20 protein-coding genes and 1 CRISPR repeat array (1 of these 21 only partly in view) are annotated in these 24,611 nt (G+C 38.4%); of the genes, 16 read left to right on the top strand and 4 right to left on the bottom strand.

What is annotated here, in order from left to right; translation table 11 throughout:
* A CRISPR array of direct repeats spans positions 1–373; the repeat unit is 36 nt; unit sequence GTTTCTGTACTCTTAAAGATTTAGCAATGATAAAAC (it extends 654 nt beyond the left edge of the window).
* A gap of 99 nt (positions 374–472) precedes the next feature.
* Together U8519_RS03855 and U8519_RS03850 are read right to left on the bottom strand one after the other, a co-directional pair.
* Complete coding sequence (locus tag U8519_RS03855; RefSeq protein ID WP_334329017.1) at positions 473–1,330, bottom strand: DUF368 domain-containing protein; 858 nt, start codon at positions 1,328–1,330, stop codon at positions 473–475.
* A gap of 82 nt (positions 1,331–1,412) precedes the next feature.
* Positions 1,413–3,326, bottom strand: coding sequence for an ABC-F family ATP-binding cassette domain-containing protein (locus U8519_RS03850; RefSeq protein ID WP_334329016.1), 1,914 nt, complete (start codon positions 3,324–3,326; stop codon positions 1,413–1,415).
* A 140-nt stretch (positions 3,327–3,466) separates the two neighbouring features.
* On the opposite strand from U8519_RS03850, the gene U8519_RS03845 reads away from it, so the two are divergent.
* The 4 genes from U8519_RS03845 to U8519_RS03830 all read left to right on the top strand — a co-directional run bounded on the left by U8519_RS03845 (position 3,467) and on the right by U8519_RS03830 (position 7,378).
* Positions 3,467–4,126: a redox-sensing transcriptional repressor Rex gene (locus U8519_RS03845; protein ID WP_125565617.1), complete on the top strand. Its 660-nt coding sequence runs from the start codon at positions 3,467–3,469 to the stop codon at positions 4,124–4,126.
* Between the two features lie 32 nt (positions 4,127–4,158).
* The gene (gene manA, locus U8519_RS03840) at positions 4,159–5,127 is read left to right on the top strand and encodes a mannose-6-phosphate isomerase, class I (RefSeq protein WP_334329015.1); all 969 of its coding nucleotides are present in this window, start codon (positions 4,159–4,161) and stop codon (positions 5,125–5,127) included.
* Between the two features lie 85 nt (positions 5,128–5,212).
* Positions 5,213–6,025 carry an alpha/beta fold hydrolase gene (locus tag U8519_RS03835; protein WP_334329014.1) on the top strand — a complete coding sequence of 271 codons (813 nt, stop codon included), beginning with the start codon at positions 5,213–5,215 and terminating at the stop codon, positions 6,023–6,025.
* Positions 6,026–6,097: 72 nt separating this feature from the next.
* Positions 6,098–7,378: a cation:dicarboxylate symporter family transporter gene (locus tag U8519_RS03830; RefSeq protein WP_334329013.1), complete on the top strand. Its 1,281-nt coding sequence runs from the start codon at positions 6,098–6,100 to the stop codon at positions 7,376–7,378.
* A gap of 42 nt (positions 7,379–7,420) precedes the next feature.
* On the opposite strand, the gene U8519_RS03825 is transcribed toward U8519_RS03830, so the two are convergent.
* A complete protein-coding gene (locus tag U8519_RS03825) occupies positions 7,421–8,047 on the bottom strand; it encodes a CPBP family intramembrane glutamic endopeptidase (protein WP_334329012.1) in 627 nt (208 codons plus the stop codon).
* A 132-nt stretch (positions 8,048–8,179) separates the two neighbouring features.
* On the opposite strand from U8519_RS03825, the gene groES reads away from it, so the two are divergent.
* Together groES and groL are read left to right on the top strand one after the other, a co-directional pair.
* Positions 8,180–8,467 (top strand): co-chaperone GroES, encoded by a 288-nt coding sequence (groES, locus tag U8519_RS03820; protein WP_025023713.1) that lies wholly within the window; start codon positions 8,180–8,182, stop codon positions 8,465–8,467.
* 51 nt (positions 8,468–8,518) lie between these two features.
* Entirely contained in the window at positions 8,519–10,153 is a 1,635-nt protein-coding gene (gene groL, locus U8519_RS03815; RefSeq protein ID WP_334329011.1) for a chaperonin GroEL, read from the top strand.
* 204 nt (positions 10,154–10,357) lie between these two features.
* On the opposite strand, the gene U8519_RS03810 is transcribed toward groL, so the two are convergent.
* Positions 10,358–11,314 (bottom strand): LysR family transcriptional regulator, encoded by a 957-nt coding sequence (locus U8519_RS03810; protein ID WP_334329010.1) that lies wholly within the window; start codon positions 11,312–11,314, stop codon positions 10,358–10,360.
* 194 nt (positions 11,315–11,508) lie between these two features.
* On the opposite strand from U8519_RS03810, the gene U8519_RS03805 reads away from it, so the two are divergent.
* The 10 genes from U8519_RS03805 to ruvB all read left to right on the top strand — a co-directional run bounded on the left by U8519_RS03805 (position 11,509) and on the right by ruvB (position 24,610).
* The gene (locus U8519_RS03805) at positions 11,509–12,132 is read left to right on the top strand and encodes an NADPH-dependent FMN reductase (protein ID WP_334329009.1); all 624 of its coding nucleotides are present in this window, start codon (positions 11,509–11,511) and stop codon (positions 12,130–12,132) included.
* Entirely contained in the window at positions 12,132–14,549 is a 2,418-nt protein-coding gene (locus tag U8519_RS03800; protein ID WP_334329008.1) for a flavocytochrome c, read from the top strand. Before U8519_RS03805 ends, U8519_RS03800 begins: the two co-directional genes overlap by 1 nt.
* Before the next feature lie 46 nt (positions 14,550–14,595).
* A complete protein-coding gene (locus U8519_RS03795; protein WP_334329007.1) occupies positions 14,596–15,822 on the top strand; it encodes an L-lactate MFS transporter in 1,227 nt (408 codons plus the stop codon).
* Between the two features lie 80 nt (positions 15,823–15,902).
* Positions 15,903–16,712: a MerR family transcriptional regulator gene (locus U8519_RS03790; RefSeq protein WP_334329006.1), complete on the top strand. Its 810-nt coding sequence runs from the start codon at positions 15,903–15,905 to the stop codon at positions 16,710–16,712.
* Between the two features lie 74 nt (positions 16,713–16,786).
* Complete coding sequence (locus tag U8519_RS03785) at positions 16,787–17,464, top strand: DUF554 domain-containing protein (protein WP_334329005.1); 678 nt, start codon at positions 16,787–16,789, stop codon at positions 17,462–17,464.
* Between the two features lie 116 nt (positions 17,465–17,580).
* On the top strand, positions 17,581–18,387 hold the full coding sequence (locus U8519_RS03780) for a TIGR00282 family metallophosphoesterase (RefSeq protein ID WP_334329004.1): 807 nt from the start codon (positions 17,581–17,583) through the stop codon (positions 18,385–18,387).
* 26 nt (positions 18,388–18,413) lie between these two features.
* A complete protein-coding gene (mutS, locus tag U8519_RS03775) occupies positions 18,414–21,044 on the top strand; it encodes a DNA mismatch repair protein MutS (protein WP_334329003.1) in 2,631 nt (876 codons plus the stop codon).
* 15 nt (positions 21,045–21,059) lie between these two features.
* Positions 21,060–22,982 carry a DNA mismatch repair endonuclease MutL gene (gene mutL / locus U8519_RS03770; RefSeq protein WP_334329002.1) on the top strand — a complete coding sequence of 641 codons (1,923 nt, stop codon included), beginning with the start codon at positions 21,060–21,062 and terminating at the stop codon, positions 22,980–22,982.
* A gap of 2 nt (positions 22,983–22,984) precedes the next feature.
* A complete protein-coding gene (ruvA, locus tag U8519_RS03765; RefSeq protein WP_334329001.1) occupies positions 22,985–23,575 on the top strand; it encodes a Holliday junction branch migration protein RuvA in 591 nt (196 codons plus the stop codon).
* 15 nt (positions 23,576–23,590) lie between these two features.
* Positions 23,591–24,610 carry a Holliday junction branch migration DNA helicase RuvB gene (gene ruvB / locus U8519_RS03760; RefSeq protein WP_334329000.1) on the top strand — a complete coding sequence of 340 codons (1,020 nt, stop codon included), beginning with the start codon at positions 23,591–23,593 and terminating at the stop codon, positions 24,608–24,610.
* Position 24,611: the final 1 nt, after the last annotated feature.

Raw genomic sequence — 24,611 nt, 5'->3', positions numbered from 1 at the left:
ATGAATTGTTTCTGTACTCTTAAAGATTTAGCAATGATAAAACTCCAAAACGCTTCAAATAAAATTCTGATAAGTTTCTGTACTCTTAAAGATTTAGCAATGATAAAACTTGTTTAAGTGCTGAGGTTACTAATGAATTGTTTCTGTACTCTTAAAGATTTAGCAATGATAAAACTCCAAAACGCTTCAAATAAAATTCTGATAAGTTTCTGTACTCTTAAAGATTTAGCAATGATAAAACTTTCGCCGGCTCGCAACGTTACGGGCTCGTGTTTCTGTACTCTTAAAGATTTAGCAATGATAAAACCTGCAATTTACGCAGCATGGTCGTCCAACTGTTTCTGTACTCTTAAAGATTTAGCAATGATAAAAATTTTTTTTAGATATTTATTCTTTACCGTATTCCAAAAATAAATCAATACATCAAAAAATACCGTCCAGTCCTACAAAAAAGTAAGACCAGACGGTATTTTTATTTATATTTATCTTCCAAGCGGCTCATCCAAAGTCCCAACAAAGCGCCACATACAAATGCTACAGCACTAAACAAAATAGTACTACTAGTAACACCGGCATACGAGATACTCTCAGAAGAATAAGGACTAGGGACAAGTATTAATATAGTACTAGCTAACACAATTCCTAGTATAAAGTGATAGACCCGTGAATGATGATGATCGATCAGGTATTCCATCCCTTTAGAGAACAGCACCATTGCCACGGCACCACCGATGGCGATAGGTAAGAAGACTCCAACGATATCGAAGTTCTTGAATCCTGTCAGCATGGGCGAGTACAGTCCTAATATCAACAATAGATTAGAAGGACTGAGTCCCGGGACTAGAACTCCTAGTGCAATCAACATTCCAGCCACAATAAATCCTAAAAAGTTAGCAGGGATAGTCCCAAAGATCTTACTCATGAAGAACAAGAATAAGCCTCCGAATACTAACATGAATAAGAACCACATGACGTCGATCATATCGCGGCGGCTTCGTGAGGTAGAAGCACGTATCAGTGAAGGTAAAGTACCGATAATAGCTCCAGCAAATCCCCATAGAACGATCACCTGATAGTGTTCTAATAAGAATTCCAGTGGTTTAGATAATAGTCCAATACCTACAACTCCACCGATTCCAACTGGTAAGAAATACATGAAGTCGACTTTGAAGTTCTCACGAATGTGAGCCATAAAATGCAGCAGTCGTTCATATATTCCCAGTATGGCAGCGAGTACGCCGCCGGAGACGCCGGGTAAAATAAATCCAAGGGCAATTATGACACCCTTAAAAAAACGGATGAGAAAATTCTCTTGTTGTTTGTTTTGCATATTATTCTCGACTTGTTTTATTTAATTAGTTTATTTAGAAACTTCAGAATATCAAAATAATTATAACAAGGCAATAGATAAACTATTCCATATCTTCAAGTTCCATTGACAATTCAGTCCATTGATCCTCTAAGTCACTTTGTTTAGCTTTGTTTTCATCAAGTTCCTTTTGAAAATCAGCTAGTTTAGTATACGAAGACAAGTTTTCATCTTTGGTCATTTCAGTTTGAATTTCTTCATTACGCTTGTCGATTTCAGAGATCTGATTCTCCAAATCTTCAACTTGACGGCGTAGTTTACGTTCTTGTTTTTGTTGTTCTTTGGATTGTTGATATTGAACTTTTTTCTCACTAGTAGTGTGTTCAATGGTTTCTTCAGATACTTCTTTATCTTCGGTGGTTTTCTCGAGATAGTAGTCGTAGTCACCAAGGTAAATCTTACTGCCGCTGGAGCCGATGTCGACGATTTTGTCAGCCAAAGTATTAAGTAAGTAACGATCATGTGAGACGAATAGAACTGTTCCAGCAAAGGCGTTCAATGCGTCTTCCAGTACTTCCTTACTGTCAATATCCAAGTGGTTAGTAGGTTCGTCCATTACTAGGAAGTTATCGTGTTCCATCGATAATTTAGTCAAGGTAAGACGAGCTTTTTCACCACCGGATAATCCAGCAACTGGCTTCAAGACATCATCACCGCTGAACAAGAATGATCCTAAGGTATTGCGAATAACTTGTTCATCAAGTAGCGGGTAACGATCCCAGATTTCGTGTAAGACATCTTTGTGAGGATCTAAGTTGTTCAAGTTCTGATCGTAGTAACCGATTTGAACGTTGGCACCAAATTGATAAGTTCCTTCTAGAATCGGGATCTGTCCCAAGATAGTTTTAAGCAGTGTTGATTTACCGATACCATTAGGCCCAATAATGCCGACGCGTTCGCCTTTTTTGACGTCGAGATTGATAGGCTTAGACATGACCTGATCTTTCTCATAACCGATGGCTGCATCTTTGATCAGGAGAACGTCATTTCCACTCTCCTTATCGATTTGGAATGAAAAGTGAACAGAACCTTGGTCAGAATCAGGTCGATCCATGACGTCCATTTTTTCGAGCTTTTTACGACGACTTTGTGCCATCTTAGTTGTTGAAGCACGAACGATGTTCTTTTGGATATATTCTTCGGTCTTTTTGATCTCAGCTTGTTGTTCTTCGTAATGCTTCCATTCAACATCTTGGTTACGTTTCTTTTCTTTCAAATAAAAAGTATAGTTACCAGAATAATGAGTTGAAGAATGATGATTGATCTCAACGATTTCAGTTACGACTTTGTCTAAGAAGTACTGATCATGGGAGATAATGACTAGTGCTCCACGATAATTCTTCAAATAACCTTCCAACCATTCAACTGTATCGATATCCAAGTGGTTAGTAGGCTCATCTAGTAGCAAGATGTCATGATGTTCGAGTAACATCTTGGCCATAGCCAAACGAGATCTCTCACCACCAGATAGGGTCGAGATCTTCTCTTGCCAAACGTCCTCATCGAAGCCAAATCCTTTAAGAACACTTCTGATCTCTGATTGATAACCATAGCCGTTTTCTTGACGGAAGGTATTCTGCAGTTGATCATATTGTTTTAAGATTTGGTCATAGTCACTGACGGTGTTGTCAGCCAGTTTAGCTTCGAGGTCGTGCATTTGCTTCTCTTGTTTCTTGAGATATTCGAAGACTTTTTCCATCTCATCGAAAATTTTATTGTCGCTATCTAGTCCAGAATCCTGGGCTAAGTAGCCAATATTTGTGTCTTTTTTGAGTGCAATATTGCCACTATTGTAACTCTCTTGATCAGAAATTATTTTTAGCAGAGTAGATTTACCTACTCCGTTTCGACCAACGAGTCCGATTCTGCTGTTATCTTGAACTTCAAAACTCACATTTGAAAAAAGTTTTTTTGTTCCAAAATTTTTAGTTATGCTTTGGGCTTGTAATAAAATCAAGTTAATAAACTCCTTTGTATATTCACAATTTTATCATTAATTAGAATTTTCTGCCTTTTCTAGCCGTAACCTGTTGCGTTTTCATCCGTTTTTAATTACTATAATAGTTAGTGAAACTACGCACATAACGGTGGGATAATATGACAAAAACAACAGTACCAAACGCAACTATAAAACGTTTACCAATTTATTACCGATACTTTCAATTCTTAAAGGATGAAGGTACCAAGAAAATTTCTTCAGGTGAATTATCTGAAGGTGTAAAAATCGACAGTGCTACGATCAGACGTGACTTTTCATATCTGGGTGCACTCGGTAAGAGAGGATATGGCTATGATGTTAATGAGCTAGTTGCCTTCTTCAAAAAACTCTTGAATCAAGATAAGAGAACCAACGTTGCCTTAGTTGGTGTTGGTAATTTGGGTAATGCCTTATTAAATTATAACTTTTCTCGTACCAATAATGTGAGAATTGCTGCAGCTTTTGATATCGATGAGTCGATCGTCGGAACAGTTAAGAGTGGAGTTCCTGTATATCATGTGAATGAATTGAAAGAACAACTCAACTTACAACAGATCGACGTATGTATTTTGACTGTATCATCGAACGCTGCTCAAACAACTGCAGACTTATTGGCTGATGCTGGGGTTAAGGGAATCCTTAACTTTACACCTGTGATCATTAATGTACCAAGCTCGATCCGTGTACATTACGTTGACTTGGCCAATGAGTTGCAGACATTGATTTTCTTCTTAGACCGCGATAAGTCGCTGGAAGAAGAAAAGAATGAGGATCAATAATTTAGTTATAAAAATATTGGAGGGTTATTTGCATGAGTGAACCATTATTTTTGAAACCTGTTTTTCATAAGAAAATCTGGGGTGGACGCAGACTAGAAACAAAATTCGGCTATGATATTCCTGATGGTGATATCGGTGAATGTTGGGCTATCTCTGGACATCCCCACGGTCGTTCAGAAGTGAAGAATGGTGAATTCGCTGGTCAATCTGTTGAAGAACTATGGAGTGATCACAAAGAATTATTCGGCAATCCTAAGGGTAGAGTATTTCCATTACTAACAAAGATCTTGGATGCCAATGCTAGTTTGTCAGTTCAAGTACATCCGGATAATGATTATGCTTGGAAACATGAACATGAATTAGGTAAGACTGAATGCTGGTACATTATTGATGCCGAACCAGATTCATACTTGGTCTATGGACATCATGCTAAGACTAGAGAAGAATTAGACAAGATGATCGAATCAGGCGACTGGGACCACTTGTTAAGAAAAGTTCCGGTTAAACCAGGCGAATTCTACTACGTTCCAAGTGGTACCGTTCATGCCTTGAACAAGGGTATCATGGTTCTTGAAACACAACAAAGTTCAGATACAACTTATCGTCTGTACGACTATGATCGTGTGGAAAAGAGCACAGGTAAGAAACGTGAATTACACATCAAACAATCTGAAGATACAATTACAGTACCTAATAAAGATCCAAAACTAGATATTCAAAGTAAGACTGAAGGTAAGAACAAGTTTACTACTTTCGTTAAGCCACCAATCTCACCATATTTCTCAGTTTATCGCTGGGAGATCAAGGAACCAGTTACCTTGAAACATGATATTGGCAAGTACACATTGATTTCAGTTATCAGTGGTAATGGAAAAGTTACTGTTGATGGAACTGACTATGACTTGAAGAAGGGTGATCATTTGATCATGCCGGCAACGGTTGATTCATGGGCTATCGATGGTGATCTTGATATTATTGCTTCAGAGTCTGGCGAAGACTAACACATTAAGCACCTCGTTATTTGAAATACACAAATAACGAGGCGCTTTTATTGTTTAAGTCAAAATTTGTTGTAGGATACTTATTATGAAAATAAAAATAGCAGAAACAACTTTAAATTATAAGATCCACGGTACCGGCAAGCCAATCTACTTCTTTCACGGTATGAGCCTAGATTCAACGAGTATGGAAGAGATATACGAGCCGTTGATGAGTGACTCTAATTACCAGCGAATTTACTTGGATCTACCAGGTTTAGGAGACTCGCAGGACATTAAGAATATTCATAACTCAGATGATGTTTTGCAGATAGTCATTGAATTTATTCAGCAATTATCTGGTAATGATCCCATCATGATCTGTGGTCATTCTTTTGGCGGATATATTTGTTTGGGATTATTAGTAAAATTAAAAGATCAAATAACCGATGTCTTCTTGACTAGCCCAGTAATTAACGCTGATAGGGATGAACGTGATGTCAGTGAGCATCATAATATCTTCAATGGTGAGGTCAAGTTAGATAAGAATAAGGACTATTATCAAGACTTCTTGGCCAGCTGTGTGATAATCAATCAAACTGCTTGGGAATTGTATCAACGCATGGCTATACCGGGATTAAAAAAGAACAATCGGAGTTTTTGGAGTGAAATCAAAACTGCTCATCATTATAGTTTTGAGTTTGAAAAAGATATACCGCTTATATTAGAGAATTCTAAGGCTAATATGACGATTCTGTTGGGTAAGAATGACCAGGTCGTGGGATATCGTGATCAATTAAAATTATTGAGTTCTAATAATAATGTACAAATTGCGGTTTTAAACAATGCAGGTCACAATCCTTTTACTGATAAATTTATGGACTTAAAATTTTATTTTGATAATTTCACTAAAAAATATTAATTTTATTTTAATATGATTAAATTTGTAAAAAATCTGCTATAATAAAAACCGACGTTCTAAGGGGGCATTAAATTGCAAAAGCAAAAGTTTTTTCGACTTAGTCTAGGCTGGCAAATTATTATCGGTCTGGTGCTAGGTATAGTTTTAGGACAAATTTTTTATCACAATAAGGGTGCAATTACGGTCATGCAGAACATTGGTACAATGTTCATTTCCTTGATCCAAATGATCGTTTTGCCAATCGTTATTTCGTGTTTGACAGTTGGTATTGCCAATATGGGTGATATCAGGAAGTTAGGTCGAATTGGTTTGAAGACATTGGTTTACTTCGAAGTAATGACGACTCTAGCTATTATTATTGGTATTATTGTCGCAAACGTTACACATCCCGGTTCATATATCAATATCAATGAACTGAAGGGTTCAAGTATTTCACAATATACGGCTTCAGCCTCGGCAGCTAAGCATTCTGGCATCTGGTCAGTCTTAATGGGTATCATCCCTACTAATATCTTCGCTGCCATGGGTAAGGGTGATATGCTTCCAGTTATTTTCTTCTCAGTATTATTTGGTTTAGGAACAGCCTCACTCGGTAAGGAAGGTAAGATCATTACTGACTTATTGAACGCTGTTGCCAATGTAATGTTCAAGGTAACTAACTGGGTTATGCGTACAGCTCCAATTGGTGTCTGTGCTTTGATCGGTGTTACAGTTGCTGAAATGGGCTTTGATTCTTTGAAGCCATTAGCACTGTTCATCATAATTGCCTATGCAACTATGGCATTCTTCGTCTTCGTTATCATGTACTTTGTCGGCAGAATGTTCCATGTTGATTTCTTTGAATTATTTAGAATCATTGAAAACGAATTTGTTTTAGCTTTTACAACAGCTAGTTCAGAAGCTGCATTGCCAAAGATGATGGATAAAATGCAAAAATACGGAGCAAGTAAAGGTATCGTTTCCTTCGTTATTCCAACTGGTTATACTTTTAACCTTGATGGTTCAGCGATTTATCAATCACTTGCCGCACTATTCTTGGCACAGGCTTATCACATTAACTTGTCGATCGGACAACAGATCACATTGATCGTTGTTCTAATGTTGACATCAAAAGGAATGGCTGGTGTCCCTGGTGCTTCATTCGTGGTCTTGTTAGCCACTGTTTCAACCATCGGTGTACCAATGCAAGGATTAACATTTATCGCTGGTATCGACCGTTTAGTCGATATGGGCCGTACTGCTGTTAACGTTGTTGGTAATTCACTTGCAACAATCATTATTGCTAAGAGTGAAGATGAGTTCGATGATGATAAACGGAAAAAATACGTTGCCGCGTACAAACGTGGTATGTAATTAAAAAAGTTGAGACTTCCAAAGCGGAAATCTCAACTTTTTTTATCTCATACTGATCATGACGACTAATGTATTCATAACCAAGTGACTACCAGCACTGACATAAATATTTTTTGACTTGTAATAAATAAATGAGAACCATAGTCCCATGGCCACATAAACAATGAATCTAGTATCTTGATGCATCAAAGCAAAGAAAATAGCTGAGATTGCGGCTGCCCAGTAGATATTAGTGGGCTTGATCAAATTGGCAAAGAAGACGCGTCTAAAAATTATTTCCTCCATGATGGGAGCACAGATCAAAACGTATGCGAAGTAATATGGATAAGCGTGTACCAAAGTTAATAGCTGTAAAGTATTAGCTGAGGTCGTACTAGTGTGAAAGATCTGCTGATCGATGAATCCTAATCCTAGTTGCAAAATCAAAGCACCGACAGCACCAACGATGATCCATTGTAATTTGTGATTTAGATCAGTTTTTTCTTCTAATTCGTTTGGAGTACTTTTTTGTGTTAAAAAAATCATGATCCCAGTCGCTAAAATTGCGGCCAAAGTAATGATGATAAAATACGCTGACCCAGTCACCTGAACCATTGACAGCAGTGAGCCGATGAAGAGTAAAACGACATATGTAGCCAGAGTTAAAAATTGATTTGTTGAATATTTCATAATTTCTCCTATTTTTTCTAAAGGTAAATACTTGCATGTTCACAATAAAATGTTAATATAAAACATGTGATTAGCACAACAGAACTTGGAGTGCTAAATTAAAATAAATATTAATCATCGGAGGCATTCAAATTGTTAAAACCACTTGGAGACAGAGTTATTGTAACAGTCGATAAAGAAGAAGAGAAGACAGTAGGCGGCATTGTTCTTGCTAACAACGCTAAAGAAAAGCCACAAACAGCTGAAGTTGTAGCTGTTGGTGAAGGCTCAATAACAGAAGATGGAAAGACATTACCAATGCACATTAAGGTTGGCGACAAGGTACTTTTTGATAAGTATGCTGGCTCAAATGTTAAGTTTGATGATACCGATTATTTAATCTTACACGAAAAAGATATCATGGCAATCGTTGAAAAATAATAATTTAAAATGAGAAGTTAAATTACAAAAAAATTATTGGAGTGTGAAAGTATGGCAAAAGAAATTAAGTTTTCAGAAGATGCACGTTCAAAAATGTTAGACGGTGTTAACAAATTAGCTGACACAGTTAAAACAACTATCGGACCAAAGGGTAGAAATGTTGTTCTTGAAAAGAACTATGGTTCACCAGAGATCACAAATGATGGTGTAACTATTGCTAAGAGTATTGAATTAGAAGACCACTTCGAAAACATGGGTGCAAAGCTTGTTTCTGAAGTTGCTTCAAAGACAAATGATATTGCCGGTGATGGTACTACTACAGCCACAGTCTTGGCTCAAGCTATCATCAAAGAAGGTATGAAGAACGTTACTGCTGGTGCTAACCCTGTTGGTATCAGAACAGGTATCGAAAAGGCTACAGAAGCAGCCGTTGACCAACTACACAAGATTTCACACAAGGTAGCTGGCAAGTCAGATATTGCTCAAGTTGCTTCAGTTTCATCAGCTAGTGAAGAAACTGGTAAGTTGATCGCTGACGCTATGGAAAAAGTTGGTAACGATGGTGTTATCACAATTGAGGAATCAAAGGGTATCGATACAACACTTGATGTTGTTGAAGGTATGCAATTTGATCGTGGATATATTTCACAATACATGGTTACAGATAATGACAAGATGGAAGCTGACTTAGACAATCCATACTTGTTGATCACAGATAAGAAGATCTCAAATATCCAAGATATTTTGCCATTACTACAACAAATCGTTCAACAAGGTAAGTCACTATTGATCGTTGCTGACGATATTGATGGTGAAGCATTACCAACACTTGTTTTGAACAAGATCCGTGGAACATTCAATGTTGTTGCTGTTAAGGCTCCAGGCTTTGGTGATCGTCGTAAGGAACAATTACAAGATATCGCTACATTAACTGGTGGTACAGTAATTACTTCAGATCTTGGACTAGAACTAAAAGACACAACTATGGATCAATTAGGTCAAGCTGGTAAGGTTACAGTTACAAAGGACAGCACAACAATCGTTGAAGGTGCTGGTCAAAAAGAAGCTATTGATGAACGTGTTGACACAATCAAGAAACAAATTGCTGACACAACATCAGACTTCGACCGTGACAAGTTACAAGAACGCTTGGCTAAGTTATCAGGTGGTGTTGCCGTTGTTAAAGTCGGTGCTGCTACTGAAACAGAACTTAAGGAACGTAAGTACAGAATTGAAGATGCTCTTAATGCTACACGTGCTGCCGTTGAAGAAGGCTATGTAGCTGGTGGTGGTACAGCATTCTTGAACATCATCGATACAGTTAAGGCTGTTAAGGGTGAAGGCGACGTTCAAACAGGTATCAATATCGTTGTTAGAGCTCTTGAAGAACCAGTACGTCAAATTGCTGAAAATGCCGGTCTTGAAGGATCAGTTATCGTTGAACACATGAAGGATCAAAAGCCAGAAGTTGGTTACAACGCAGCAACTGACAAGTGGGAAAACATGGTTGACGCCGGAATCATCGACCCAACTAAGGTTTCACGTTCAGCTCTACAAAACGCTGCCAGTGTTGCCGCATTGATCTTGACAACAGAAGCAGTTGTTGCTGACAAGCCAGAACCAAAAGACGCACAACCAGCCGCAGGTGCTAACCCAGCTGCCGGTGGTATGGGCGGCATGATGTAGAGAGTTGTCCATCGCAAACGCGATTCAGCTCCAAAGTATCAAAGCTCCAAAAACTTAAACAAACTACTATAAAAGTTACTTAGACAATAACTTAAAAACAAAACCAAAATAACCATTTCTACACCAACGTAGGAATGGTTATTTTTTTGACTCTTGTAAAGTGAAATGACTTAAAGACAAAAAATAACGCTAGTTCAATGATAATTAACTTATCATCGGACTAGCGTCTTTTACTTCAATATCAAATTTTAAGTAGTGTAAAAAGGAATCTATCAGTTCAGTTTCAGCCGCACTTAGAGTTTTGTCAGCTGGGTGGGCAATGAAATAATTCAAAGAAATTAAATCCAGTGGCAACTTATAAATATTGATCGGTGAATCAGTCTTAGGAATAGGGACACTCTCTGGCAAAAATGTGACACCGAGATTATTAATAGCTAATGCTACGATAGTAAAAATGTTATTACTCTCCATTACGACGTTTGGTTGGATCTTGAATTTGTGAATTAAATAATCGACCTGGCGCCTAATGGCTGAACCGTGAGTTGTTAATATCAAATTTTCTTTGAGCAGTTCTTTGATAGAGATACTATCTGGTTTTAAGATGGTTTCTTTCGGTTGGTAAAGCTTAGACGATTCCGGGATAATGGCGTAATAACCATGCTTTCCTTGATCGTGAACGATTAGTCTGGGAGAAATAGTCTCTGGATTTTGACCGATAAAGAAGTCCAGATCACCATTGAGAGTCTTCTTTTCATTCACATCGGGGATTGCTTCGTGTAATTCAATCTTCACATTGGGATGGGACTTAAGATACGTTGGTAAGAATAATGGTAATAAATACGTTCCTAGGCTAGACAGCACGCCTATTCTAATAATCGTGTGTTCGGTCGAAGCATATTGTGAGATACGTTTCCGAAAGTTATCTTGTTCCACTTCCATCGAGTTCAAATATTGATAATAAATTCGACCGGCCTCAGTCAATTGCAGAGGAGTATCGTGACGGTTGATGATCTCAATGTCGAGTTCCTTCTCGACTTTTTTTATTGTCTGAGTCAAGTAAGGTTGCGAGATATAGAGGCTTTTTGCAGCTTTGGTATAGTTGCCATATTTAAGTAAGGTATCTAGATATTGAAGCATGTTAGGTGAATCGATCAATGCCATTATCAACACTCCAGTCTTAATTACCCCAATTATAACAAATTTGTTATAGGTTAATAATTAAATAAATATTTCACAAGAAGAGCTTTGTAATCTAAACTTTAAATTAAGGAGTTTTCTAGAGGTTCATTCGAGAATTCAACTTTTTTTTGAAATCATTTGTGAAATTTAGAACAAATATTGAAAGGGGTATTAATATGAAATTTATCGGAATAGTTGGTACTAATGCTGTCAAATCAACTAATCGTCAATTATTACAATTCATGCAAAAACAATTCTCACAACGAGCAGAAATAGAAATCTGTGAGATCAAAGGTCTACCAGCCTTCAATCAACCAGAGGATCGTGTAGCTCCGGAGAAAATCAAAACTTTATCAGACAAAATCGAAGCTGCTGACGGAGTGATTATTGCAACACCAGAATATGATCACACGGTTCCAGCACCATTGAAGAGTGTTTTGGAATGGTTGTCATACACATCACGTCCATTTATTGACAAGCCAGTAATGATCGTTGGTGCCTCGTATGGAGCACTGGGTTCTTCACGTGCTCAAGCACATCTGCGCCAGATTTTGGATGCACCAGAGTTAAAGGCTCGTGTAATGCCTAGTGAAGAATTTTTATTGGGTCATTCATTACAAGCATTTGATGACAATGGCAACTTAGTTTATGAAGACAAAGTTACGGAATTAGAAGAATGCTTTGATCAATTCTTATTGTTTGTTGATATTACCAATCAATTAGTAAAGGATCATCGCTTCCAAGCAAATCAAAATAAGAAGTTTACTTGGGAAAAGGCCACTGAAGGGGGTAATGACTAATGAAATTTATCGGAATTGTTGGAACCAATGCAAAGAAGTCATACAATCGTATGTTGCTACAATTTATGAAGAAACATTTTAGTGATAAAGCCGAAATTGAAATTCTGGAATTAACTGATGTACCAATGTTTGACGAATCAGATGATCAATCAGAGAGTGACGTTATTCAAATGTTCAACACTAAGATCAGTGATGCTGATGGAGTTATCATTGCTACACCTGAACACAATCACTCAGTACCATCAGCATTGAATAGTATTCTTGAATGGTTATCATTCAACTTACATCCCTTTGACGGTAAGCCTGTAATGATCGTTGGAGCTTCACTGCATCCTCAAGGCTCATCGCGCGCACAACTTCACTTGAGACAGATTCTTGATGCGCCAGGTGTTAATGCAACGGTCATGCCGGGGTCTGAGTTCTTGTTAGGGCAAGCACCTAAGGCCTTTGATGAAGATGGAAATTTGAAGTCAGAAGGAACAGTTGATTTCTTAGACAGCTGTTTTACAAAGTTCCAACGCTTTACGGAGATTGCTAACTTGTTAAATGTTCCAGAAGATTTGAACTTCAAGCCAGGGACTTTTGAAGTTACAGCCAAAGGACACAATGGTGATCTACCAATGTCAGTTACCTTATCAGAAGATCGCATCGAAGATATTGATATTGATACATCGACTGAAACACAAGGTATCGCTGACGTTGTCTTCACTAAGATCCCTGAAGAAATCGTTAATGGTCAAACCTTGAACGTTGACGTTGTCTCTGGAGCTTCAATCACAAGCCATGGTGTTATCGATGGTGTGGCTAGGGCCGTTAAAATGGCCGGTGGTAATCCAGAGATCTTGAAGAAGCGTCCTAAGGCATCAAATGTTGTTCAAAATGACGAAGAATATACAACTGATGTTGTCGTTGTCGGTGCTGGTGGTGCTGGATTAACAGCCGCTGCTAAGGTCCTAGGTGAAGGTAAAAAAGTTATCGTTGCCGAAAAATTCCCATCACCAGGTGGAAATACAGTTCGTGCCGGTGGTCCAATGAATGCGGCTGATCCCGAATGGCAAAACAAATTTGACGCTATTCCTGGAGAAGCTCATCGTCTAAAGGAAATCAAAGATATGAAGTTAGACGATATCGATCCAGAATACCGTGATGACTTCAAAGAATTACAAAAACAAATCGGTGAATACCTTGATAACGATGGCAATTATTTGTTTGATTCTAAATTATTGTTCCGTATTCAAACTTACCTAGGTGGTAAACGAACCGATCTACAAGGAAATGAGATCCATGGACAATATGATTTGGTAAAGATCCTTACTGATCATGCTTTGGAATCAGTTAAATGGTTAGAAAAGATCGGGGTTGAATTCGATAAGAACGAAGTCACAATGCCAGTTGGTGCCCTTTGGCGTCGTGGTCACAAACCAATGGGACCAGAAGGATTTGCTTATATTCAAGTCTTGAAGAAGTATGTTGAAGACAATGGCGGCAAGTTGATGACTGAAACACCGGTCAAAGAATTGATCATGGAAGATGGCAAGGTTAAAGGTGTGATTGCTCGAGGAGCCAATGGTCAAAAGATCACTATTCACGCTGAATCGGTTGTACTTGCTTCTGGTGGCTTCGGTGCCAATACGAAGATGCTGAAAAAATACAATACTTATTGGACTGAAATCGATGACGATATCAAGACTTCTAATTCACCAGCTATCACAGGTGACGGTATCAAATTAGGATTGAGTGCCGGTGCAGATTTAGTAGGAATGGGCTTCTCACAGATGATGCCAGTTTCAGACCCAGATACAGGTGAGTTATTCACAGGATTACAAGTTCCACCTGCTAACTTTATTATGGTCAATCAACAAGGTAAGCGATTCGTCAACGAATACGGTAGCCGTGATCAATTGACACAAGCAGCAATCGACAATGGTAGTTTGTTCTACTTGATTGCTGATGATGAGATCAAGAAGACAGCCTACAATACATCTCAAGAAAAATTAGATGCCCAAGTTAAGGCTGGTACTTTGTTCCGTGATGATACGCTCGAGGGTCTAGCTAAACAATTGAAGATGGATCCAGAAGTGTTCGTAGATACTATCGCCAAATACAATTCATACGTTGATGCTGGAAGTGATCCAGAATTTGGCAAAGACGTCTTTGATCTAAAAGTAGTCAAAGCACCATTCTATGCTACACCGAGAAAACCAGCTGTTCACCATACAATGGGTGGCTTGAAAATCGATACTGGTACACATGTATTGAATACAGATGGTGCAGTTATTGATGGTTTGTACGCTGCTGGAGAAGTTGCTGGTGGACTTCACGCTGGTAATCGTCTTGGTGGTAATTCGTTGGCAGATATTTTCACCTTTGGTCGTATTGCTGGTGAGAATGCCGTTGAAGATAAGGTTTTGGACTAGAAATTCGTGTTAAAGTGTCAGGAAAATTGAATAGGGGTGAACTACAATGACTAAAAAAATTAATCGTTGGCAAGTGTTAGTCGCATCAACTGCAATTTTACTTTGTACCGGAGCTGTCTATGCTTTTAGTGTTTTTGCTGGACCATTGAGTGCCAGTAAAGGGTGGGGCATGGCAGAAATCATGTTAGCTTTTACGATCAATTCCGCAATTAGTCCTATTCCCATGATCTTGGGAGGATTTTTGACAGATAAACATCTAGCTAAATGGACTATCGTTGTAGGTGGATTGATGTTTGGTTTAGGATTCTTCTTGACAGGCTTAGTTACAAGTCCAAGTATGTTGTACCTTACATATGGTTTGATTGGAGGCCTTGGTCAAGGCTTGGCTTATTCAGGATGTTTGAGTAATACGATCAAACTATTCCCCGACAAAAAGGGACTTGCTTCAGGTATTATCACTGCTGGTATGGGTGGCGCTGCAATCATTGCTGCACCTATCGCTAACAGTTTCATTCAAAGTCACGACGCACTGTACGCATTTCGTATGTTAGGAATCGCCTATATGGTCGTTGTTGCTATTGCTAGTTTCTTTATCAAAGAAGCACCAGCTGGTTTCAAGCCAGCCGGCTGGAATCCTCCTGAAAGAAATGGTAAAGGTCTTCCTAATAAAAATTGGATTGCCATGTTTAAGACACCATATTTCTATTTGATTTTCTTGATGCTCTTCACTGGAGCTTTTTCAGGTTTGATGATCGCATCTAATGCAGCAGTTATTGGACAACAAATGTTCAAGCTATCTGCTGGAACAGCTGCACTTTATGTTAGTTTGTATTCTTTGAGTAATTGTGCTGGACGTGTAGTCTGGGGCACTGTTTCAGATAAGTTAGGTCGTAATAATGCTTTGAATATTATCTTAGGTGTTATTATTTTGGCCTTTGTCGTTCTAGTTACCGTTTCATCACAAGCAGGATTTGCAATTGGTATTATCGTCTTAGGTCTCTGCTTCGGTGGTGTCATGGGAGTATTCCCACCACTTGTAATGGAGAATTACGGACCAGTTAACCAAGGTGTTAACTACGGAATTATCTTCTGTGGTTATTCCGGTGCCGCATTCTTCGGACCTAAGGTTGCTGCCAACATGGCCGCCGCTAATGGTGGAGATTTCTCCAAGGCATTTTACGTTGCAATCGTTGTTGCCTTAATGGGATTAGTATTTAATTTAGTATACATGCAGCTTAAGAAGAGAGAATCTGCTGAAGTTGTCACAGGATAAAAAATAGCGTTGAAATCATTTGATTTCAGCGCTATTCTCTTGCTAAGAAAGATTTTGAATTTAAAAGTGAGGTCGATAAGATGAATCAACTATTTACCATTGGGCAACTGTCGAAGTTATTCAATATAAAAATAGCAACTTTAAGATATTATGATGAAGTTGGTTTATTGAAACCGGCAAAAGTTGATTCCGAAACACATTACCGTTATTATTCGACCGAGCAATTTGAACGTCTAGACGTTATTAAGTATTTCCGAGCTTTGGATCTATCAATTGAATCGATCAAGGATTTTTTTGATGCCAAAGACATTTCTATTTTGGAAAAATTACTCAAAGAACAACAAGCAAAAGTCGATCAACAGATCAAGACCTTACAGACAGTTAATAAGCGAATCGATACTAGATTGAAGCAAGTTAAGAGTGCTAAGAAGGCCATTTTGAATAAGGTGGAATTAGTAAATTTACCTGAGATACCAGTTATTCACTTGCAACAAACTTATCAAACAGGTGAAGATATTGAATTACCATTAACCACCATGCGCCAGCAATTTGGTTTGGATAAATCAATTTTTCTAGGAAAAATATCCTTGTCGATGAGCAGGGAGAATATATTGTCGAATAAGTTTGATCAGTATAATGGCATACTTTTGATTTTAGAAGCTGGTGATATGGGGGAAGCAACATCGGTATTGCCACAAGGTTCTTATTTAAGGATAAGGTTTCATGGAACGCATGAGAATGCTACTGAATCTTATCGACGACTGTTACGATTCAGTGAAGAACATCTGTTGACAATTATTGGGGATGCCATCGAAACAGCACTGATAGACTATGGTATCACCAATGATTATGATAAATACGTCACTGAAATCAGAGTTCCTGTTAGATAAATAGTATTGACACTCGAGTAACTAGAGAGTTTATATTAGAGTTATCGATTTATTTATATGAGGGGAACGATTTTATGATAGGAACTTTTTTTAATGTTCTGATGATCATACTTGGGAGTGTCATTGGAAGATTTTTGCACAAGGGGATAAAACCTGAATTTCAAAAGATTTTAACACAAGGATTGGGCTTGGCCGCAATGGTTATAGGAATCAATGCAGTAGTCGAACACATGCCTGGAAGTAAGTACCCAGTGTTGTTTATTGTTAGTTTAGCTGTCGGTGGATTATTCGGGCAGTGGATAGATCTGCAGTCAAGATTTGATAAGTTAGTTGGTAAGTTTTCTGGCGGTAATCTGGCTGAAGGACTTGCAACAGCTATCTTATTATATTGCATTGGATCACTATCGATCTTAGGTCCAATCGAAGCGGCTTTGAAACAGGATTACACATTTTTATTTACTAATGGAATGCTTGATGGGATCACATCGATTGTTTTGGCTTCGACTTTTGGTCTAGGTATCTCTTTAGCAGCAATTGCCGTTTTCATGTGGCAAGGCAGTATTTATGCGATTGCCTTTTTGCTGCAAGGGTCGATCAATACTAGCATGATCAATGAGTTGACTATTGTCGGTGGAATTTTGATTTTAGCATCAGGATTGGGACTGTTAGAAATCAAAAAGATCAGTGTATTAAACTTGTTACCATCTTTATTAGTACCGATCATTGTAGTGCCAATATTACAAATGTTTTAGATTTTCGACACTTCTGAATTTTCAGAAGTGTTTTTGTGTGTTGTGAGCACACTCGCTTTTTAATTCTCATCAATATTGATACAATATCATAGGTAAAGATGGGGGAATTTTATATAATGAAAATACTTTTCGTTGGAGATGTCGTTGGTAATGTTGGTCTTAAGACGGTGGAGAATTATTTGCCTAAGATCAAGCAAAAGGTTAAGCCACAGTTGACGATCGTAAATGGTGAAAATGCCAATGGTGGCAAGGGTATCAAAGTTGACGACTATCAAAGAATTCAAGTAGCTGGAGCAGATGTTGTTTCTGGCGGTAATCATATTTGGGATAAGCGAGAGGTATTAGACTTTATAGATGATCCCAAGAAGAACATTTTGCGTCCGTATAATTTCTCAGGTGATAATGTTCCCGGACGTGGAATAATCGAAAAAAAAGTCAATCAAAAGAAGGTCTACATTATCAATATGCAAGGTACTGCTTTGATGCAGCCTTTGGATAATCCTTTTTTGGCGTTTGATAAATTACTACCAACGTTGGATAAAGATGCAGTCAAATTTGTTGATTTTCATGCGGAAACTACTAGTGAGAAGATTGCAGTTGCTAAGTATCTAACGGGTAGAGTATCAGCAGTTGTCGGTACACATACGCACGTTCAAACTAACGATGCCCGTGTATTTGATAAGAAGACAGCCTATTTGACTGATGTGGGAATGACTGGTTCATATGATGGAATCTTGGGTGTCAAAGATGAACCGATCATTACAAGATTTTTAACACAACGTCCTACTAAGTTCGATGTTGATGAAGACGGACGGATGCAAATTGGCTTTTGTGTGATCGATATTAATGATCAAACTAACTATGCTCGTAGCATTAAGAATTATGTTATTAGTCCGGATAATCAAAGCTTTTTAACTTTTTAAATTAATTACAATGGTGGAGGAAATTCATGCCACAAAAAACTAAAGAAACACCGATGATGCAACAATATCTGGATATGAAGAAAGAATATCCAGATGCTTTTTTGTTGTACCGTGTTGGTGACTTCTACGAAATGTTCTATGACGATGCCATTAAGGGTTCACAAATATTGGAACTGACATTGACGTCGAGAAATAAAAAAGCCGATGAGGATATTCCCATGTGTGGAGTGCCTCATCATGCTATTCAAGGTTATATTGATACACTTGTGGATAAAGGTTACAAGGTTGCCATTTGTGATCAACTGGAAGATCCTAAGTTAGCTCAAGGGATGGTCAAACGTGGCATTACCCGAGTGGTAACTCCTGGTACGATCATGGATGAATCAGCCAATCAAGCGACTGAAAACAATTATATTACTGCGATCAATCGCCAGAAGAATCGTTTTGGGTTAGCCTATGCGGACCTTTCGACAGGTGAAGTCAAAGTCACATCGGTTGATAATTCGATGGACTTGATCAATGAACTACAAAATTTAAATACAAAAGAAACAGTTGTTAATAGTGATTTTCCACAGAAGTATTTGGATCCGATCAAGAAGATAGGAATTCTTGTTTCTACTATCGATGGTTTAGATAACAACTTTGCATTTGATTACAGTCATGTGACAGAAGAACTGCAGGTTGATACCGTCAAGACATTGATCAGTTATTTGGTCGAAACACAGATGCGATCATTGGATCATTTGAAGGCTGCTGAGACATACAAGACAACGGCTTATTTATCTATGGATCACACTGCCCAGAGCAACTTGGAATTGTTTAGAAACCTGCGAACAAATAAAAAATCCGGAACTCTATTGTGGTTATTAGATGAAACAAAGACAGCAATGGGTGGTCGTTTATTAAAACAATGGCTTGCTAGACCACTATTGAATCAAACAGAACTGGAAAAACGTCAACACATCGTACAAGTTTTCTTGGATAATTATTTCCAACGTTCATCATTTCAAGATTACTTGACTAAAGTGTACGATCTCGAAAGATTAGCTGGTCGTGTTGCTTACGGTACAGTTAATGGTCGTGACTTGATCCAATTGAAAACATCTTTGGAACAAGTTCCTAAGATCAAAGAGATTCTTTTAGACATTGGCGACTACGATCTGGATGCTTATATTGAACAGATCGATGACGTGAACGATGTTCGTAAGTTAATTGAAGAGGCAATCGTCGATGAACCGCCGATTTCAACTACTGGTGGTGGACTTATCAAGGAAGGCTATAATGAACAACTCGATAAGTATACTGATGCGTCTAAGAACGGTAAGAAGTGGATCGCTGAACTTCGTGCGCAAGAGCAAGAAGTAACAGGAATCAGCAACTTGAAGATCGGTTATAACAAGGTCTTCGGTTATTACATTGAAGTAACGAAGTCGAATATCGATAAGGTTCCTGAAGGCCGCTATCAACGTAAGCAGACTTTGACCAACGCTGAAAGATACATTACGCCTGAATTAAAAGAAAAAGAGACTTTGATCCTTGAAGCGGAAGATAAGTCGCAGGCATTGGAACATCAATTGTTTGCTAAGATCCGCACAGCGGTTAAGGATCAAATCAGACGTCTTCAAGCTTTAGCTAATATCTTGTCACAGCTTGACGTATTACAGAGTTTTGCTGTGGTCAGTGAAACCTACCATTATGTAGCACCTAAGTTTGTCGATGGTCATGATCTGAAGATCGTTAACGGACGTCATCCGGTTGTGGAAAAAGTTCTCAGCAACAACAGTTATATTCCTAATGACGTAACTTTCGACAATCAGACTGATATTCTGTTGATAACTGGACCTAATATGTCTGGTAAGAGTACTTACATGCGTCAAATGGCATTGACGGTCATTATGGCACAGATGGGGTGCTTCGTTCCGGCTGAATCTGCGACGATGCCGATCTTTGATCATATATTTACTCGTATTGGTGCGGCCGATGATTTGATCTCGGGTGACAGTACTTTTATGGTCGAAATGCGTGAAGCCAACGATGCTTTGAAGAATGCCACGAAGAATAGTTTGATCATCTTCGATGAGATCGGTCGTGGAACGGCCACTTATGACGGGATGGCACTTGCTCAAGCGATTATTGAATATATCGACAAGAACGTTAAGGCGATGACAATGTTTTCGACACATTATCATGAATTAACAGAACTAGAGAGCCAATTGCCAGGTGTGAAAAATGTACATGTGGATGCTTCAGAAGAGAATGGAACTTTAGTGTTTTTGCACAAGGTTTTACCTGGGCCTGCGGATAAATCATACGGTATTCACGTCGCTAAATTGGCTGGATTGCCGGATGAAGTTTTGACACGTGCTGATACGATTTTGAGCAGTTTGGAAGATACTGCTCCTAAAGGTATTAAGGTTGAAAAGACGGTAGAACCAAAGGCCAAAGTTACAAAACAAGTACCAGTTGATGATAAAATTAGTGAACCAGAAGTAGAATCACAATTGTCACTTTTCCCTGAACTTGATACTAAGCCTAAGGATAAGTTGAACAAGGGTGAGAAAAAAGTTGTTACTGAATTACAAAATCAAGATTTGATGAGCGTGACACCAATTGACGCTATCAATCTACTATATAAATGGCAAAAAGAACTTAAATAAAAGAAGGTGGAAAAGTTGGGGTTGATTCATGAATTGCCAGTTGAATTGAGCAATCAAATTGCGGCAGGTGAAGTTATTGAACGACCAGCATCAGTTGTTAAGGAATTAGTTGAAAACTCAATCGATGCTAAGGCGACACAAGTTTTGATAACCGTTAAACAATCTGGTCTCAAGTCAATTGAAATCAACGATAATGGTGTAGGTATAGCTGCCGATGATGTTGAGATCGCATTTCAACCTCACACGACTAGCAAAATTTCCACCGATCATGATTTGTTTAATGTCATAACCTTAGGATTTCGTGGTGAAGCTCTTGCCAGTATCGCCTCAGTATCTAAGTTGACCGTTGTAACTAGTACTGATGGTAAGTCAGCTGTTCGAGCTGAATTTGCAGGTAATACTTTATTAAATAAGGAGACTCACGCTCGTTCGATCGGAACAACGATCACAGTAGAAGATTTATTTTTCAATACACCGGCACGATTGAAGTACGTTAAGTCACTACATACTGAATTAAACAAGATCGTTGATATTGTTGATCGACTAGCAATGGGACATCCTGAAATTTCCTTTCGTTTGATTCATGAAGGTAAGGATATTGTTTGGACTTCGGGAAATAGTAATTTGCAACAAACGATTGCCGGAATCTATGGACGTACGATCGCTAGTCATATGATGGAATTCGAAAATTCTGATGAAGATTATACGATCAAGGGATATTTTTCAAAGCCTGATACAACGCGGTCTAATCGCTCATATATCTCGTTGATCCTGAACGGACGTTACATCAGAAATTACCAATTAGCTAATGCGGTTATTCGCGGTTATGGTTCTAAACTGATGGTCGGCAGATTTCCCATTGCGGTGATTGATATTGGCTTAGATCCTAGTCTTGTGGATATTAATGTGCATCCAACTAAGCAAGAAGTTAGATTAACTAATGAGGGTCATATTGCTGATTTGATCAGTGAAGGAATCAAGAATAAGTTATCCACACAGAATCTTATTCCCGATGCCGTCAAGAACTTGAACCGCAAGACAACTGTCGATCAAAAACCCAAAGTTAGTTATAAGTCAGAGCAGATCAGCTTTGACGATTTGGCATTGATGAATCAAATCAGTGAACCCTTGCCCACAAAGTTACCGGAGAAAGCCCCAGATGATGAGGCGAACGATCCACAAGTGGAAAAGTCAGACCAGCAATTGTTAGGAACACCGATATTTGATGACCCTGAACATCTCAAATCTTGGGATGAACGGATGAAACAAGAACAGGCTGAGAAAGTCTCAGTCTTAGATGATAATGCTAATTCAACAGATAACGCCACTGGATTCCCTGATTTGAGATATATCGGTCAGATCCATGGAACGTATTTGGTTGCGGAAAGTCCAGATGGTTTTTATTTAGTTGATCAACATGCGGCGCAAGAACGGGTCAATTACGAATACTATCGTAAAGAAATCGGAAAAGTATCCGATGATCAGCAGCGTTTGTTAGTTCCAATCGTGTTGGATTATCCTAATTCGGAGAGTATTCTGATCCGTGAAAAAAAGGATATCTTAGAGAGTATCGGGTTGTATTTAGAAGATTTTGGTCAAAACAGTTTTGTCGTTAATACACATCCCACTTGGTTTGTTCCAGGTCAGGAAGAATCAACGATTCGAGAAATGATCGATTATGTCCTAAATGATTCTAAGATCAGTGTAGCGGCCTTTCGTGAGAAGAATGCAATTATGATGAGTTGTAAACGAGCAATCAAGGCAAACCACCACTTGGATGAGGTTCAAGCAATTTCATTGCTGAAGAATTTGACTAAAGCAGAAAATCCATATAATTGTCCACATGGACGTCCAGTATTGGTAGAATTTAGTAATAAAGATCTTGAGAAGATGTTCAAACGAATTCAAGATCCTCATGACACTAGAGAAAGTGAATAATTATGTTTGAATATTTAAATGGAATAATTACTTATATTGATCCAACTTATGTAGTAGTAGATGTGAATGGTATTGGCTACAAGGTGCAAGTTGCTAATCCGTACCGTTATCAACAAGATGAGAAAGCCAAAGTTTATGTCGAACAAATCGTTCGTGACAATGAGCAATCTCTGTATGGATTTTATGATATCAATGAGAAGCGTATTTTCTTGCATCTGATTAGTGTATCGGGCATTGGTCCTAAGAGTGCACTAGCTATTTTGGCAGGGCAAGATTTAAATGGCTTGATCTCAGCCATCGAAAATAACGATGTAAAATTCTTAACCAGATTTCCTAAGATCGGTAAGAAGACGGCTCAACAGATTATTTTGGATCTGGGTGGAAAGATGTCAGCTCAAGGACAGATGGTCCTTGGTGAAGATCCGACACCGCTTAGTTCTGGTAATCAAGAACTAGAAGATGGTATGTTGGCTCTGGAATCACTTGGTTATACTGCTCGTGATATAACTAGGATCAAACCAAAACTACAAAAAGAAAACTTAGATTCAGCTGATGCTTATTTGCGTGCTGGACTTAGATTGTTAACTAAATAATAAGGAGGTTAGCCAATGGAAAATGATAATGATCGTTTAACTGATGCAGATGCTTTGAATGAAGCTGAAGATATGGCGGAACAAACCATTCGTCCCCAAACTTTCGATCAATACTTAGGTCAAGAAAAAGCCAAAAAAGAACTGGAAGTATATATCAAAGCTGCTAAGCAGCGTCAACAAACGCTAGATCATGTATTGCTTTACGGACCTCCTGGGCTTGGTAAAACAACGTTAGCAATGATCATTGCTAATGAAATGGGAGTAAATATCCATACAACAACAGGACCTTCAATTGAGAAGTCAGGTGATTTAGTCGCTGTCTTAGATGAATTGGAACCAGGTGACGTGTTGTTTATTGATGAAATTCATCGTATGCCTCGCGCAATTGAAGAAGTACTGTATTCAGCTATGGAAGATTTTTATATCGATATAATCGTTGGTCAAGGAACTGAATCACGTTCACTTCATCATGAATTAGTACCATACACATTGATCGGTGCGACAACTACTTCCGGTAAGTTATCAGCACCACTACGTGATCGATTTGGAATTGATATTCATATGGAGTATTATTCTGAAGAAGAATTGTCGAAGATTGTTTTCAGAACCGCCGGAGTTTTGAATATCAATGTTGATGAGGAAGGCGCACATGAGATTGCACGCCGCTCTAGAGGTACACCGAGAATTGCTAATAGATTGCTAAAGCGTGTTCGTGATTTTGCTCAAGTAGCAGGTAAGGACATGATAGATTACGATATTGCCGAATCGGCTTTGAATCAATTACAAGTTGACGACGCTGGATTGGATCGTCTGGATCGTCGGATTCTGTCGATGATGATCGAGTTATATGGTGGCGGACCACTGGGTATTAAAGTGATTGCCGCTAATATCGGTGAAGATCAGGAAACAATTGAATCAGTCTATGAACCATATTTGATGCAAAAGGGATTTTTGAAGCGTACGGCAAGAGGAAGAATCGTAACCAAAAAAGGTTATGAACATTTAGGTTATGCTTATCCAGAAAAGAGAGAATAGA

The organism is Companilactobacillus sp. HBUAS59699 (assembly GCF_036913575.1).
Taxonomy (GTDB): domain Bacteria; phylum Bacillota; class Bacilli; order Lactobacillales; family Lactobacillaceae; genus Companilactobacillus.
This window is presented reverse-complemented; position numbering and strand designations above follow the sequence as displayed.